Annotated in this window: 16 protein-coding genes and 2 tRNA genes; 4 read left to right on the top strand and 14 right to left on the bottom strand. The window is 35.7% G+C overall.

The annotated features are described in order from the left end of the window. Positions 1-284: 284 nt before the first annotated feature. Entirely contained in the window at positions 285-539 is a 255-nt protein-coding gene (locus M2265_RS07965) for a hypothetical protein (RefSeq protein WP_132771116.1), read from the bottom strand. Between the two features lie 327 nt (positions 540-866). Between M2265_RS07965 and M2265_RS07960 the strand changes: the two genes are divergently transcribed. Next, the gene (locus M2265_RS07960) at positions 867-1,532 is read left to right on the top strand and encodes a hypothetical protein (protein WP_132771117.1); all 666 of its coding nucleotides are present in this window, start codon (positions 867-869) and stop codon (positions 1,530-1,532) included. 134 nt (positions 1,533-1,666) lie between these two features. Here the strand turns inward: M2265_RS07960 and M2265_RS26985 are convergent, their stop codons facing one another. Next, positions 1,667-1,795 (bottom strand): Arm DNA-binding domain-containing protein, encoded by a 129-nt coding sequence (locus M2265_RS26985; RefSeq protein WP_413716345.1) that lies wholly within the window; start codon positions 1,793-1,795, stop codon positions 1,667-1,669. A gap of 309 nt (positions 1,796-2,104) precedes the next feature. Next, positions 2,105-2,189 (bottom strand) — tRNA-Ser (locus M2265_RS07955). Positions 2,190-3,064: 875 nt separating this feature from the next. On the opposite strand from M2265_RS07955, the gene M2265_RS07950 reads away from it, so the two are divergent. After that, positions 3,065-3,631, top strand: coding sequence for an NADPH-dependent FMN reductase (locus M2265_RS07950; protein ID WP_132771118.1), 567 nt, complete (start codon positions 3,065-3,067; stop codon positions 3,629-3,631). Between the two features lie 40 nt (positions 3,632-3,671). Here the strand turns inward: M2265_RS07950 and M2265_RS07945 are convergent. The 10 genes from M2265_RS07945 to M2265_RS07900 form a co-directional block, all read right to left on the bottom strand. After that, positions 3,672-3,745: transfer RNA gene (locus M2265_RS07945), tRNA-Arg, on the bottom strand. 358 nt (positions 3,746-4,103) lie between these two features. Then, entirely contained in the window at positions 4,104-4,808 is a 705-nt protein-coding gene (locus M2265_RS07940; RefSeq protein WP_132771119.1) for a hypothetical protein, read from the bottom strand. Positions 4,809-4,881: 73 nt separating this feature from the next. After that, positions 4,882-5,451 (bottom strand): Crp/Fnr family transcriptional regulator, encoded by a 570-nt coding sequence (locus M2265_RS07935; protein ID WP_132771120.1) that lies wholly within the window; start codon positions 5,449-5,451, stop codon positions 4,882-4,884. 76 nt (positions 5,452-5,527) lie between these two features. Next, on the bottom strand, positions 5,528-6,295 hold the full coding sequence (locus tag M2265_RS07930; protein WP_132771121.1) for a siderophore-interacting protein: 768 nt from the start codon (positions 6,293-6,295) through the stop codon (positions 5,528-5,530). Between the two features lie 43 nt (positions 6,296-6,338). Beyond that, positions 6,339-6,995 carry a 3,4-dihydroxy-2-butanone-4-phosphate synthase gene (ribB, locus tag M2265_RS07925; protein ID WP_132771122.1) on the bottom strand — a complete coding sequence of 219 codons (657 nt, stop codon included), beginning with the start codon at positions 6,993-6,995 and terminating at the stop codon, positions 6,339-6,341. Between the two features lie 8 nt (positions 6,996-7,003). After that, a complete protein-coding gene (locus M2265_RS07920; RefSeq protein ID WP_132771123.1) occupies positions 7,004-8,179 on the bottom strand; it encodes an MFS transporter in 1,176 nt (391 codons plus the stop codon). 343 nt (positions 8,180-8,522) lie between these two features. After that, positions 8,523-8,855: a hypothetical protein gene (locus tag M2265_RS07915; protein ID WP_132771124.1), complete on the bottom strand. Its 333-nt coding sequence runs from the start codon at positions 8,853-8,855 to the stop codon at positions 8,523-8,525. Positions 8,856-8,858: 3 nt separating this feature from the next. Then, the gene (locus tag M2265_RS07910; RefSeq protein ID WP_132771125.1) at positions 8,859-9,356 is read right to left on the bottom strand and encodes a DinB family protein; all 498 of its coding nucleotides are present in this window, start codon (positions 9,354-9,356) and stop codon (positions 8,859-8,861) included. A 257-nt stretch (positions 9,357-9,613) separates the two neighbouring features. Further along, positions 9,614-10,480 (bottom strand): cation diffusion facilitator family transporter, encoded by an 867-nt coding sequence (locus M2265_RS07905; RefSeq protein ID WP_132771126.1) that lies wholly within the window; start codon positions 10,478-10,480, stop codon positions 9,614-9,616. Between the two features lie 167 nt (positions 10,481-10,647). Further along, positions 10,648-11,028: a hypothetical protein gene (locus M2265_RS07900; RefSeq protein WP_132771127.1), complete on the bottom strand. Its 381-nt coding sequence runs from the start codon at positions 11,026-11,028 to the stop codon at positions 10,648-10,650. A 360-nt stretch (positions 11,029-11,388) separates the two neighbouring features. Here M2265_RS07900 and M2265_RS07895 point away from each other — a divergent pair, with 360 nt between their 5' ends. Both M2265_RS07895 and M2265_RS07890 read left to right on the top strand, forming a co-directional pair. Then, on the top strand, positions 11,389-12,156 hold the full coding sequence (locus M2265_RS07895) for a DNA polymerase beta superfamily protein (RefSeq protein WP_021189466.1): 768 nt from the start codon (positions 11,389-11,391) through the stop codon (positions 12,154-12,156). Then, on the top strand, positions 12,143-13,204 hold the full coding sequence (locus M2265_RS07890; RefSeq protein WP_243655442.1) for a DNA polymerase beta superfamily protein: 1,062 nt from the start codon (positions 12,143-12,145) through the stop codon (positions 13,202-13,204). The genes M2265_RS07895 and M2265_RS07890 overlap by 14 nt, the downstream gene beginning before the upstream one ends. 191 nt (positions 13,205-13,395) lie before the next feature. Here M2265_RS07890 and M2265_RS07885 read toward each other — a convergent pair whose 3' ends face one another. Continuing rightward, complete coding sequence (locus M2265_RS07885; protein ID WP_132771128.1) at positions 13,396-14,670, bottom strand: ATP-binding protein; 1,275 nt, start codon at positions 14,668-14,670, stop codon at positions 13,396-13,398. Between the last annotated feature and the right edge of the window lie 114 nt (positions 14,671-14,784).

Genomic DNA, 14,784 nt, shown 5'->3' with positions numbered 1-14,784 from the left:
AAAGTCTGTAATCGCTATGATGAAAATTTAAGACTCCGCATAATGAATGTTGTGCGAGATATTTTCCACTACGATATGTTTTATGGTGATTTTCAGCTAGCCTCTTATTCTCTTCGTAAGTAGGAATAGGGTCATCAGTAGATATAGCATCCAAAATCAGAACTGGAACCTTTAGATTTTGAAAGATGACAAGAGGATTGATATTGATAATAGAGGAAGCGTCTTTGCTTACATTTGGACTGCCAAAGATAGCTTATGCCATATGCAAACTATCTCGCATGTGGTTAATATTTAGGTTGACCATAATAGGTGGTTATCCATCTATTTCCCAAAGGTCGAATATAGCTGAGGATTTCAAATTGATTGGTCGTATCGCTAAGGTCGTATAGACTGCTGTAAGCTTCAAATTTGGTAGGATGATGTGAGAAATATTGCTTCTTGATTTTATTAGGAGGGGTTACCTCTTTCAGTTTTTGTTGTAGGTAGACATTTAGTATAAACAGCTTTAATGCGTTATTTTGAGGATATATAAGCCGCATATCAAGGTCGAATTGCGCATAGATGTGTGTTTGACTTGGACTCCAAATAGGACTTTGTAGTAGATAGGGGAAAGTGAACACTTAATGATTAAGAAAGAAGTTCAATCGAACTCACTTTTTTTATATTGAAGATAGGAAATATATGAGTCATATAGTGAATTTGTTACGTTGTTTTCTGATCAATAGTTTGCTGTAAGTTAGAATTTTTCTATTTTTTTGTTAACTTGTAAGATAACGGAAGGCTTTGTGATGTATGTTTTTTTTGTTCTGATATGAGTAAAAGAAAAAGTGTATGACGGCGCTTTTCAGGATATTTAATTCTTAACTATGAGGAAGTTACTGTTTTTGTTGCCTGTTTTGTTTTTTTCGATTAATGCTCAAGCACAATTAATTGAGAGATTTAGTACCAGTGAAAATAAGCTTTTAATGGAGCTTCTTTTTCTACGAGGTACTAAAATTGATAATAATCGAATAGAGTATGATATTCACAATCGGATTAGCCGCGTTGGGGATAAACGAATAGAATATGATATCCACGATAGGGTTAGTCAAATTGGCGATGAGCGGGTTGAATATGATATCAATGATAAAGTTCGTCAAATTGGCGATAAGCGGATTGATTATGATATCAATGGTAGAGTTCGCCAAATTGGAGATAAGTGGATTGATTATGATATCAATGGTAGAGTTCGCCAAATTGGAGATAAGCGGATTGATTATGATATCAATGATAGAGTTCGCCAAATTGGAGATAAGCGGATTGAATATGATATCAATGATAGAGTTCGCCAAATTGGAGATAAGCGGATTTATTATGATATCAATGATAGAGTTTGTCAAATTGGGAATGAGCGGATAGAATATGATATAAACGGAAAGGTTCGTCAAATTGGGGATAAACGGATAGAATATGATATAAACGGAAAGGTTCGTCAAATTGAAACCGACTACTTGCTCCTTTATAAAATGATTGAAAATTATAATGGAAAGTAAATTTTTTTGAAACTGTCTCATGAAGTATGTAAGTATATAAAAAATGTGGAGTTCACTCGGTCTCCGCATTTTTTATATACTTAAATTCATAACACCATGATTGTGTTAGCTTGTTTTTAACGGTGTCGAGGTAGCTATTTATTGAACGGGCTTCTTCGGTGGGACCCTTCATTTTCATCGTTTTGGTCCCACTTGGATGGTGTGATGAATTTCTTAGTCGAGAATTCGGTTCGTTTGCCTTGGATGGTTATCCGGACATAAATGGGATGCAGTCACGCGCATATATATAAACGGAAACTTGACTGCTCATTGTGGTGGTGTTTTATTTCAATATTCAATTTATTCTATTGGATATAAACTGTCAAGATGTTCAACGACTGGTCATGTAATGCCTTTATTCAGTGCTCATCTAGCGGTTCATTTTAGCGAGACTCTAGCTAACATATTTTAGGGTCTCGCTAGGGTCTCGCTGGAAATGAGAGGTATTGAAATAAACGATATGTACGTATAAAAGAAAAACCCTACAAATTGTACAATTTGTAGGGTTTTGATACTTTCTCCTTGTTAGGATGCGGAGAGCGAGGGATTCGAACCCCCGGACCTATGACAGTCAACAGTTTTCAAGACTGCCGCATTCGACCACTCTGCCAGCTCTCCGCGACAAAAGTACGAATTTTAACATTCCTACCAAATTTATTTTAAAAAAATAAAGGTAAAAATAGATTTTGAACAGTGATTTTGCTGATTTTAAGTGTGTTAATTTTTATTAGTTTTTTGTTTTATGATAAAGAGATCGAATCATGTGACTAACATTGTTAGAAATGTAATTCTCTAATCTTTGTAGGAGTATTTCATTTGGGGTCATACCCATTTTTGTGGAACTAGAAAGTTCTCTGAGGTCTTCTCCTTTGGATAATTCATATAGCAGGATAAAGAGTTTCATTACAGCGTAAAAGCCATTTTTTTCCATGGTCAGAATGCGTAGTATGGGAAGCACCTTCTCAATAGTTGCGGTGCCAAAGTGAACTCCTTTGGATGCCCTGTTAAATAATTCCTGTATGCTTTGAAATTGCTTTTTGTCTAAGATCTGTTCAACCAGCGAGGGGTGAAATTGTAAGGTGATTTCGTGAATGTCTGTTGATGTGCATTCTCCATCCTTCCATGCGTGTTTTAATTCCGGATTGGCAATAAGAACTAAATCTTTGTGACCGGTGGTTTCACTGGAATCTCCAATGATCCGTTGAGCTACAGATGCTCCTTCTACATAATTCAGTTCATACTCCGGATGTATATGTACAGGAAAGGTAAAAGATGATTTTCTACGGTCGAATACTACGAAACAATCCTGCTCTGATAAAGGTGATTTTTATCTATAGATATCTGACATCATAATGCTTTAAATATTTGGTTTAATGGTTCGCTAATGTAATGGTTTTTTAACTTAGAAATCATGTTGTGTCATGACAAATCAGAGAATTATATGCAAACCAAAAGCTACTGTTGTACGTTATTAAAGAAACAAATGATCATTTATGAAACCATTTAAAGTTGCACTCATCGTTGGAAGTTTAAGAAAGGAATCTTTCAATAAAAAGATAGGAAGAGCTATTGGCCAATTTAAAATAGCCGGTATGCAGTTTGATGACATTGAAATTGGAGAATTGCCATTGTACAATGAGGATTTAGAAAAAGACGTACCTGTAGCCTGGCAAAATTTTAGAGAAATAATCAATCCATATGACGCGGTATTATTTATCACTCCCGAATACAATCGATCGGTTCCTGCAGTACTTAAGAATGCACTAGATGTAGGTTCAAGACCATACGGGAAGAGTGTGTGGGATGGTAAGCCTGCGGCCATTATAAGCTGTACTCCGGGAGGATTAGGTGCTTTTGGGGCCAATCATCATCTTCGTCAATCCTTGGTATTCTTAAATATGCCTACTTTACAACAGCCGGAAGCGTATATCAGCCATGCCGCAAAGTTGTTTGATGCCAGTGGAGATCTTATAGATACTTCTACATATGATTTTCTAACCTCCTTTGTTGAAAAATTTGAAAAGTGGATCGAAAGAAATGTTCAAGTGAAAAAGTCATAAAGCAAAAAATCCTCTTTACAAAAGTAAAGAGGATTTTAAGTACGCCCATCAGGATTCGAACCTGAGACCGTCGGTTTAGAAAACCGATGCTCTATCCAGCTGAGCTATGAGCGCGTTTTCCTTTCGGTGATGCAAAAGTACTTAAATGATCTATATTTCCAAAACTTATGTACTTTTTTTTTACTTAAAAACATTAAGTCATTGCATTTCAAGCTGATTAATTTTTCTGTCCAAATACAAAAAAATGTCGATTGGTGGCATCTGAGCTTATTTACTTTCTTTTGAAAGCTATTTTGATTTGATTTTTTTTAGTTTTATTGTGATCTAATTTAAATATGCGCGTAACATTGCCATCGTAGTTCTTTCGCTATTCAAATCTATTCTTCTAGTCATAGAGCTTCAAAGGGTAATTTTGTTATTTTGATTTTGATCAATCTCCATTTGTACCTGCTATAATCATCTTTATTTCATGTTAAATGATTGTTTTGTTCCAAAAGCTTTTGATGTAAATCGTACTGATGTCATACATTGGATTATCTTTTAAATAATTATAAATATACGATACTGTTTTAGAGTCACCAAGTATGTAAGCAATGATATTTGTTTGATGTTCAGGAAAATTAAGGGAAATCAATTCAATAATTTTCTGCGGATCTAATGATTCAATTATGTGCGTTTCTAAAGGGAAACTATGATCGAGATCTGGAAAAATATCTTCTTGATGTTCTGCAAAAATAAAACTACTTACTTGTTTACTTACCGATAAGGCTCTGTTTATTTCATATAGATGAGATAAAGCAATAATATCCCCAATTAAAAAGTAGTGGTCTGCTGTGTTATTCATACTTATTTCACTAGACGGTTCTTTGAAAAATATGGTATCGCCTTCCTGTACGGTTTGAACCCATTGTGCCCCCTTGCCATTGGAAAAGGTATTAATGGCAAAGTCTGCAACATGATAGACCGGTTCATAATTCCAGAATGAATATCTTCGCACTTCGCTCAGTGGATTGTAATAAGGATTGGATAAAAATATATCAATAGAAAAACCTGGAATATAGTGGATGCGCGAAAAATCCATACTCTGAATTTTGATATGATAGGTATGCTCAGCTATTTTATTCTTCTGAAGAATAATTCCTGAAAATATTTCGAAGGTACGGTCCTGGTTACTCATTGTCTTTGTATTAGTGATACAAAGTTGGTCAATAGCATATATTAAAACATTGACCTGAGTCAAAAAAAGAAGATCAGATTTTTGATTTTAGTCTACTTAGCGTCTCCTGAGAAATATTGAGATAGGAAGCGACAAGCTTATTCGACAATCTTCGGACAATAATCGGATTTTCATCTAAGAGCTGCCGATATTTTTCCAAAGCGTCCTGCATTAGAAAAGACATTAACCTTTTGGTATTGGTTACGTAAGCAATTTCAAGATATATACGGTAAAATTTTTCCCATAGGGGTATGATATCCAGAAGATGATAAAAGCTTTTATGTGTGATGTAATATACTTCCGAATCTTCAACAGCCTGAATAAATTCTTCTGAAGGTTCGGAAGTAATAAAACTTACTAATGCTGTTGCAAACTGATTCTCAAAAGCAAAATATCGGGTGGAGTCCGTTCCTTCTTCATTGATAAAGAAAATGCGCAGACATCCCTGTGTAACAAAAAATGTCCGTTGACTGGATTGACCATTTGTTAGTACGAGTTCATTCTTTTTGAGTTTCATCGGCTTAAAATGGGATAAAATGATCTCTAGATCTTTATCCGTTAATGAAATTTTACTTTTAATATATGAAGCTAATAGTTCTTGCATGTACTTAAAATCAGTGATAGACAAATTTACCAATAAAAGCTCGATCGTAGCGCTGTTTATTTGGCGTGTTGTATCTTTAAAGATATGCGCTTTCAGATTCACCAGACTTCCAATAGCTGCAGCTGTATATCATCTGTGGATCCCACTCTAGGTCAGTTTTAAAATAGTTTCTTAATTCTTTGACAGTAGCATATTCAGCGGCTAAATACACATAATTACGCAGGTCTGCTTTTGCGAATGTAAAAGTCTTTACTGTAGACGCTAATTTGCTTCCTTTTTCAGGATGCGGGTTGTACAGCCAGTCAATATCTACATTTGCCGAAGATGGAATATTTATTCGATCTTCTTTAGCAGATACCTCCAAAATAACCTTAACATCAATCCCGGTTTTTAATTTTTCTAAAATTGCACTGATTACGGGCAATGCTGTTGCGTCACCTATGAGTAGATAGGAATCGGCTTCGGGGACTAAGGGTTTTATACTTTCTTTCATACCGATACCTAGAGCGTCGCCCGGTTTAGCTTTTAATGCCCATGTAGATGCAGGTCCATTATCTCCGTGGGAGACAAAATCAATGGTCAGTTCCTTTTTCTTCAGATCAATTTTGCGATTGGTGTATGTTCTTATTGATGCCAGCAATTCAGGTCTTGTTTCTGATTCTTTTTCAGGGAAATAAATGACATTTCTATCGGCAGGCGGTATGAAAATTTTATTATTAGATCCGGACTTTATATGCGTTAAAAGTACCGCTTGTTCATTACTGATTCCAAACACCACACGAATCATATGTGGTGTTAGGAATTCTCTGCGTTTAACGGTAAATACGAAATGTATTTTTCTCATTATGATATTGTTTAATGCTGATTTTTTGATTTATTAAAGGACTTTATAATTCATTCGCTACTAACTGCAATTTTCGGTATTTGATAATATCGGCGATGGATAATATCGTTAGATGATGATCTAGAGCAAAGGCGATCATCTGTGGCAGACGCGACATGGTTCCATCATCTTCCATTAGTTCACACAATACGGATATTGGTTTTAGACCAGCCAGCTTCATGAGGTCGATACTGCCTTCAGTGTGACCATTTCTTCCTAAGACACCATAATCGTGAGCACGCAATGGGAAGATATGCCCCGGTCGAACCAAATCTCCAGGTTGCGCATTTTCAGCACATGCCGCTTTAATAGCGGCAATTCTATCAGATGCCGAAAGACCAGTTGTTGCACCTTCCCGAGCATCAATCGAAACTGTAAAAGGAGTCTGAAAGAGACTGGAATTAGCATTGACCATATAAGGTAAATCGAGTTCATCAGCCTTTTCATTTGTAAGACACAGACAGACTACACCACTACAGTGTCTTATTATCTGCACCATATCCTGAATATCCATGTTTTCTGCTGAGAAAATAAGGTCACCTTCATTTTCTCTATCTTCATCGTCTAAGAGGATAACGCCTTTACCAGATTTTAGTTCCTTTAAAGCATTCTCAACCCTTTCGTTGGCATCTTTACCAAACATTTTTAATGTATTTTCCATTGTTATACTTATTTTTTATTCATCATTAATGTTATCATCGAGAGGATGCAACTTATTCCTCCAAATAAATAGACAGTCTGGTAATCGAACCAGCCAGCTATTAACCCTGCTAGAGGCCCTGCCAATCCCAAAGAAAGGTCAACAAAAGCTACATAGGCACCTAAAGCCGTGCCCCTCATTTGTGGCTTTACTTTCTGGATAGCTAGAACACCTAGAGCTGGAAAAACCAGTGAGAACCCAATCCCTGTCATCCCACATCCGATAATGGCAATCGTTTTTGATACGGAAGTCCAGATCAAAACTTGACCAATCACTTCAATAATAAGTGAAAGCAATGCAATTTTATAACCGCCATATTTATCAGGAGAAGAAGCAAAGAAAATTCTGGTTAAGATGTAACAAGCCCCAAAGACCATAAAAGCTAATGAGGCGTCACCCCAATTTTTTTCGCTAAAAAACAAGGCGATGAAAGAAGCAATACAGCCAAATGCCATTGAAGAAAAAGCGAGACTTAATCCTTGTCCGGATATAGCTCCGATTACTTTGTAAAAAGGTGTTCTGACATGGTCTTTGTCAACTGCTATTGCGGGTAGTTTTACTGTAGATAGCCAGCTGACAAAGGGCAGGAGCATGATCATGATAAACGCTGGGAAACCGCCATAACTTTTATTGATCCAAATACTTAAAGGTGCTCCAATTGCAATACCTGCATACATCGCTATTCCGTTCCAAGTCATTACTTTTCCAGAATTTGATGTTCCGACAAGTCCGATTCCCCAAGTTAACGCTCCTGTAACCAAGAAACTTTCTCCTACACCATGAATGATTCTTGCAAGTAAGAGTAAGGCTAATGCAAAGATTACATTACTTTGTATTGTGACTGATAGGAGATATGTAATGCCAGCTATTACTGCAAGTACTACACCGATCATTTGGCTTTTTTTAGCTCCTCTGGTATCTGTAAGTTTCCCTGCATATGCCCGAGTTAATAAAGTCGACAAGAATTGCATTCCAATAACAAGGCCTACAATGATACTGTCAAATCCTAAGGTTTGCTGAACAAATTTTGGCAGTACACCCAATGCAATCCCTATGGTAAGATACACTCCGAATACCGATATTATAATCGGCGTTATGGCCCTGTAAAAATTACTGGTTATGCCATTTTCTAATGTTACACTCATAATTTTTTGTTTTAATTATTATTATGAGTGCAAAGCTGCAAGTATTGCAAACCTTAACCTTTGACTTAAGTCAAAAAAGGAAAAATTATTATTTAATCATCAGCTGATGCGGTAAGGAGGTATAGGGATAACGGCTCCATTAACATATGTGCCTTTAATACTCGTGTGTTATTATAAATCTTCTTAGACAGGAAAACTATTTATGGAAGCTTATGGCACTGCGCATTTATTTATGCTACAGGGTAAAGTTTTATGTTTACAATGCTTAAAATCAGCGGATGGTTTTAAGTGAGTAGGGTATGGCTAATGAATAGTGTAATGGGTGATGAAATTAATAGAAATATTAACTATTCAGCGTTCCGTAGAATACCTTGACCTTTTTTATTTTTGCATTTTCGATCTGAAAGTATTCGGCATTTTCAAACTTATTTTTATCATCAGTCGTGCAGGTATAAATGACGAAAATACTGTTTTTGTCTTCCAGGAAGGTATCGATTTGATATGCAGTTGCTTTTTTATGAAATGGCCAGCACTTTCGGAAATAGTCCTCCCTAGTAAGCATTGGATCGTGAGGACTACTGAATTGAAAATCTTCATCCAGCAGGTTTTGTAGCCCATTCCGGGCACCCATTTCATAGCAATTAAAATAAGCTAAAATGAGATCTTTATTAGTCATATTTTAAGGTTTAATTGATTGAATCACATCTTTTAACTGATGTACATGTCGCTGTGTATGATAGGTATTGAACCATGCCCACTCCAAAACTGTAAATGGACCATATTCAGGGATGGCAAAATCGATACAAGTATCTGAAAGATTTTTCTCCTTAATTATGGTTTCGATCTGGGCAGTACGATCACGAAGATTTTTTAGTAAACGCTGTTTGTCGAGTCGTTTTTCAGAAGGCAATATCGCTTGAGGAGATTTCATACGTATTGTAAAGTCCGTAAATGTATCTTTAATGGTTGTTACCTTTTCATCTGGTTCCCGATGAGTCGATTCGGTACGCCCGCTCATGACTTCTGCTGAAGCATAAGATTTCAATATATGATCGCCGATTTGTCCAGGCGACCAATCGTCAGCTTTAGGTTTCGTATTCAGTTCATTTTCATCTAAAGAATCAAGTAGCGAGATGAAATCTTCTGTAATGTGTTGAAATGCTTTATTTAGTTCCATAACCTAAATTTAAGAATATTAAATGAATCAAAATATAGGATAGGAACAACACGAACAGTTTTATAGATTAATGATTTTTATCTATAAATCTGCTTTCAATGAGGTGAAAGTAATGAACAAACACCCAGGTAGGAAATCTTTAAATCTTCGTTTAAGATATTAAATATCATCTTTGATTTACGTGTCGCTCAATCCAGTTGTTTCTAGTTTTTAATGAATTCATAGGACCTTTAGATTGTTCTTTCAGACTGCCAGCGTTAATCTGGTTCAATATGTATTAAAATGTTTCCCAGTTGGGGCATTTTTTTTTGCAGATAGTCCTGAAGTTTATGTGCTAATTGATGGCCCTCTTTTACTGAGATATCACCACTAACAATTGCATGTAAATCAACCAGATGTTTTGTACCTAATTTACGAACAAAGCATTTCTCTGTACCCAAGATACCATCTACCTTTACGGCGTTGATACGTATCTCAGCGATTAAATCATCGTAAAGGTTTTCATCCATGATCTCTCCCAAGGCAGGGCGAAAGATAAGATAGCAATTGTAAAGTATAAATCCCGAAGCAAATAGCGCCGCAAAGTCATCGGCACTCTCATAGCCCTTTCCTAAAATCAAAGCGATTGATATGCCGATAAAGGCTGCTACAGAAGTGATCGCATCACTTCGGTGGTGCCATGCGTCGGCTCGTAATGAAGAGCTTCCAGTTTCTTTACTTTTTTTAATGACAACCCTAAAAGAAACTTCCTTCCAGATAATGATCGCCAATAGGACGAATAAAGTCCATGGTTTGGGCAACTCATGAGGGGTGCGAATATTTTGAATGCTTTCGTAAGCAATGATTGTCGCTGAAATAATTAAAAAGCCCACTACGACAAATGTTACAAGTGGTTCAATGCGCCCATGTCCGTAAGGATGGTTTTCATCTGCCGGCCTCTTTGCATATTTTAATCCAAGTAAAACCAAAAAAGAGGAAAATATATCTGCTGTAGATTCAATTGCATCTGCAATAAGCGCGTATGAATTTCCAAAATAACCAGCTAACCATTTTAAGAGCGCCAGTAAAAAATTTCCAATTATACTAAAGTAGGTTGCTTTTATTGCCGTTTGTTCATTTGACATTTTATTGTTTTTTAAGCGTCAATTCAATTAGAATATAGAAATGTTTCCCCAATAACCACGAATTTGCATGACCAGCAAAGGTTATTAAAGAAATCCAGATCGTAACCAAATGCTGTTTTAACTAACAACAAATGAATACAGATAAAGGATAAAAAAAATGAAAATAATTAAGAAATTTTTGGAGGTTGCCAAATATGGCAGGTATAAGTATTTAAGTAATACTGATCAGGGTAAAATAACAGCTTTTTCTCAAAGAATATGCTTGATGTCATTAATGGTACTTCCGATGACACGGTAGAAGAAATTGCTGTGATGTTTAAAAAATTGACATGTTTTACAAAAGGAAGTTTTTCATCTGTATCCCGGTCATTATCTTTTACAGGAATATTATAATGATCATTTAAGAATTGTACAAACGTCAGTTTACTGTTGTTATTTTTATGTTCTATACAATGAGAAATTAATACAGGAATTTTCAACAATTGAATCAGTTCAGTTGTTGAAAACAAATAAATTGATAATATCAATAAGATTGAAAAATTTTTCACTGAGACAAATGTAGCAACTTTTTACTTATTATGAAGTGAATAGTGCGCTTGGCAACAATTTCACAATTGCTCATAATTATGGTAATAACCGTGCTCTAAACTATAGCTTGGAACTTTATCTCTAATTTTTCTTATACAGTAGCTTGAGAGATAGAGAATAAATGATTTATATTCCTGCGCAATGAAGTTGCGTAGCTATTGCGATTCGACTTGGTTTATTTTGATCTTAAATATTTTATTGTTTTGATTTTCAGTTTTTTATATTGTTGATTTTTATTGCGCAGTTAAGCTGCAGTAGGTAGATCTCATCTTTGTCATGTAGTACAAAGGAATGCTCCTTTGTGGAAAATAAAATTGAAAATGGATCATCATTATTTATGCGGAATCATTCAAGAAATTGAAATTAAGGAAAATATAAAGATACTTTATGCATGTGAGTCAGGAAGTCGTGCATGGGGTTTTCCATCTTTAGATAGTGACTACGATATTCGGTTTATCTATCAAAGACGAAAGACTGATTATCTATCGGTTTTTTCTATAGAAGAGGATATTAAGTACCCAATTGTTGGTGATCTTGATATTTATGGTTGGGATATTCGCAAAGTACTGAAGCTACTTTACAAAAGTAACTGTACATTATATGAATGGTTGCAATCCCCAATTTGTTATGGAGATTATAGTTTTTTTAAAAATGATTTTATAACACTACTGGATTATGCACCTAACTTGCGTGCACATATGCACCATTATTTAGGTTTATGTCATAAGAAAATGGAAGGGCTTGATCAGTCAAACATCTCTCTGAAAGATTTTCTTTACATTGCTAGAAGTCTTTTATCAGCTCTATGGATTGAAACAAACAGATCTTATGCGCCAATGGAAATGAAAGATTTAATGCAATTGCTTCCATCCGATTTTATTAAAAATCTGGAGTCGATTATTATGATAAAAGCATCAGTTAGAGAAGATTTTATATTCTCTCCGGATGAGAAGCTGTGTATCTATATGAAAAATACATTCAAAAAACTTAAAGATACTGTTATGACGATACCTGCTTTAAAAATGTCAGTAGAACCGATCAATAGTTATTTTATAGACTTAATTCGTAAAGAAGATGATGACAATTAAAGATCTGCATGATCAAAATCTGATTCTGTTTAAAGCAATAACAGGAAGCAGGGCTTACGGTTTAGATACAGTGGCATCTGATACAGATATTAAAGGCGTGTTTTACTTACCAAAAAATGTGTTCTATGGTTTAAGCTATATCGCTCAAATTAATAACGATAGTCATGATGAGGTATATTATGAATTAGGCAGATTTGTCGAATTACTCAGTAAAAATAATCCGGGAGCAATGGAACTACTGGCTAGTGCTTCAGCATCCATATTGATAAACCATCCATTAATGGCAAATTTTCAATTTAAAAAACTCCTTAATATGGGATTGATAGATAGTTTTGTTCAATATGCGATGCAGCAGGTGAAAAAAGCCAAAGGCTTGAACAAAAAGATCAATAATCCACATGTAGGAGCGCGGAAAAGTTTATTAGATTTTGCTTACATAATGAGTAGCGGAAAAAGTTATCCTGTAGAATCATGGTTACAGGATCATAAGTTAAAGTCTCACTTTTGCGGATTGATTAAATTGAATCATTGTAAAAATGTGTTTGCATTATATTATGATAAGAATGAGCAAGGATTATATCGCGGTATAATGGCAAAAGCAGATAGCCATGAAGTTGCCTTGAGTTCCATTGAGAAAGGAGAGGAGACCTTAGCATTGCTCTTTGTTAATCATGAAGCCTATTCGTCATATTGTAAAGATTTTAAGGCATACAAGGAGTGGGAAAAGAAGCGTAATGTTATGCGTTATGCTGGAACTGTCGCACATGGACAAGGATATGATGCTAAAAATATGATGCATACTATACGTCTGATGGAGGTTGCGCGAGATCTGTTATTAAAGGGAGAACTCATTCTTAAGCGCCCTAATCGTGAAGCACTGCTCGAAATAAAATCAGGCAGATGGACATATGACGAATTATGTAGAAAGGTGGAAGTGATACAATGTGAAATTGATGAACTGTATTTCGAGAGTTCATTCCCAAAATCAATGGATACCACTTATTTAGAAAAAAGTCTTCTTCAAATACGCGAATCGTTATATCAATAGATACTGAATATGATCGTTCGTATAGAAATATAATTGTCTTAAATATTTTTTATGTTTAAGACAATTATACAGTAAGTCAAAAGCATTTTTCAATTATTTCGCTGCCTCGTCTAACATCCAAATGAATTTAATTTCAGATTTGAATACGGAAAATGCTTAAATTTTAAGTTCACCCATTGAATACAGCAGATCTAACTTTCCAGTATCTTTCTGATCGTATCACGCTCTTTTTCCGAAAGCGCAATAGCATTTTCAAAAAGTGGTACAATATCCTGTTTACGGTCTGTTTGCAAGAGCAAGTCCAGAAGACCGAGATAAGTACGTATGAGGTCAGCTTTGATACCAACAAAGGCACGTGGATCGGCAATATACAGTTCCTGAATCAGAGATTGTAAAATCCTTTTTCGGTTTACATCGATATCTGACGAGCTGTAACGCGGCAGGAGGTTTTTCTTCTCCAGTTCTTCAAGTTTGACTGTGACGGCCTGCTCGCGAATATATTTTTTCTGTTTACGCTCCAGAAAATCACGTAATTCAGCCAGTAATTTACGATAAATAACCTGCTGTTCTTTTTCACTGAAGAGATTGCTTTCCGAAGAAATCGCGATATCAGCTTGCTCGAATTGATCAAAGAAGTCAGATTCTATATACACCGAGTGGTGGAAGTCGATCGCATTATTATTAAAACTACTGAGCAGTTTTGCTACTTCAGTTTTGTTGCTGTTTAAAAAATAGTAATAGTAACGGTCTCCGATCTGTTCTTTCCATCGGATATAGTTTACACGGAAGCTGTACGAGTTTTCTGCTATACTATAAAGAGTGAATATCGTACTGTCGGTCTCCTGTATCAGGTTATTATAATGAAGTGCAGTCCCATTGAGGAGGATGCGGTACCCCCAATCCCGGTTGAGAAGCAGATACCAACCAAATTCCTGCGCAAGAAAATCTGTAAATTCTTCAGACTCCAGTGTAGTAGCTGTTAGTCCAAAGATACCTTCCAGTTTGACAGTTGTACCAGTTCCCTCAGGTTTAGCCGCTGATTTGATATCCCCGATATCATATTGTTCTTTAGCGTCACGATCTATTCGTATGCTATAGGAAATCAGCTCATCATCTGTCTTAACAGTAGTATTCCAAGTTGCTCGTGTGGCAAAGAGTGAGAAAGAAAAACGGCCTTTTCCCTTTTTTCCACGCGTATAGGAGCTCCGTTTTAAGCTATTTTTCTTGAGCGAATCTAAAAAATTCCCAAATGAAAGGTTCAGTGTTTCCCTGGGAATTCCTTCCCCATTATCACGAATGCAGATACTTGTTATAAATCCGAGGGTATTACTTTCGATGTCGATAGAGACTTCTGTAGCCTTAGCATCAAATCCATTCCAGATATATTCTGCCATAACATGTTTGGCGTCTTTTGGTAAACCTGCTGATTCTATACTTGTATTGGTGATCTTGGTGTTATTCTTCATAATGGATTGATCTATTTAAAAGTACAATAATAATTGGGTAAATCATAGTTCTGTGTGACTGATGCTGATCATATGAAATAGCTAAAAATTACGGTTTCTGCAACGTACATGTAA

Origin of the sequence: Sphingobacterium kitahiroshimense, assembly GCF_025961315.1 — a bacterium.
Taxonomy (GTDB): domain Bacteria; phylum Bacteroidota; class Bacteroidia; order Sphingobacteriales; family Sphingobacteriaceae; genus Sphingobacterium; species Sphingobacterium anhuiense.
The sequence above is the reverse complement of the archived record's forward strand: the minus strand, read 5'-3'. Positions and strand labels throughout refer to the sequence as shown.

Excerpts from the sequence above, each read along its gene's own strand:
- M2265_RS07965 (WP_132771116.1), bottom strand. The coding sequence starts at position 539 with ATGCGGCTTATATATCCTCAAAATAACGCATTAAAGCTGTTTATACTA.
- M2265_RS07960 (WP_132771117.1), top strand. The coding sequence starts at position 867 with ATGAGGAAGTTACTGTTTTTGTTGCCTGTTTTGTTTTTTTCGATTAAT.
- M2265_RS07950 (WP_132771118.1), top strand. The coding sequence starts at position 3,065 with ATGAAACCATTTAAAGTTGCACTCATCGTTGGAAGTTTAAGAAAGGAA.
- M2265_RS07940 (WP_132771119.1), bottom strand. The coding sequence starts at position 4,808 with ATGAGTAACCAGGACCGTACCTTCGAAATATTTTCAGGAATTATTCTT.
- M2265_RS07935 (WP_132771120.1), bottom strand. The coding sequence starts at position 5,451 with ATGCAAGAACTATTAGCTTCATATATTAAAAGTAAAATTTCATTAACG.
- M2265_RS07930 (WP_132771121.1), bottom strand. The coding sequence starts at position 6,295 with ATGAGAAAAATACATTTCGTATTTACCGTTAAACGCAGAGAATTCCTA.
- ribB (WP_132771122.1), bottom strand. The coding sequence starts at position 6,995 with ATGGAAAATACATTAAAAATGTTTGGTAAAGATGCCAACGAAAGGGTT.
- M2265_RS07920 (WP_132771123.1), bottom strand. The coding sequence starts at position 8,179 with ATGAGTGTAACATTAGAAAATGGCATAACCAGTAATTTTTACAGGGCC.
- M2265_RS07915 (WP_132771124.1), bottom strand. The coding sequence starts at position 8,855 with ATGACTAATAAAGATCTCATTTTAGCTTATTTTAATTGCTATGAAATG.
- M2265_RS07910 (WP_132771125.1), bottom strand. The coding sequence starts at position 9,356 with ATGGAACTAAATAAAGCATTTCAACACATTACAGAAGATTTCATCTCG.
- M2265_RS07905 (WP_132771126.1), bottom strand. The coding sequence starts at position 10,480 with ATGTCAAATGAACAAACGGCAATAAAAGCAACCTACTTTAGTATAATT.
- M2265_RS07895 (WP_021189466.1), top strand. The coding sequence starts at position 11,389 with ATGGATCATCATTATTTATGCGGAATCATTCAAGAAATTGAAATTAAG.
- M2265_RS07890 (WP_243655442.1), top strand. The coding sequence starts at position 12,143 with ATGATGACAATTAAAGATCTGCATGATCAAAATCTGATTCTGTTTAAA.
- M2265_RS07885 (WP_132771128.1), bottom strand. The coding sequence starts at position 14,670 with ATGAAGAATAACACCAAGATCACCAATACAAGTATAGAATCAGCAGGT.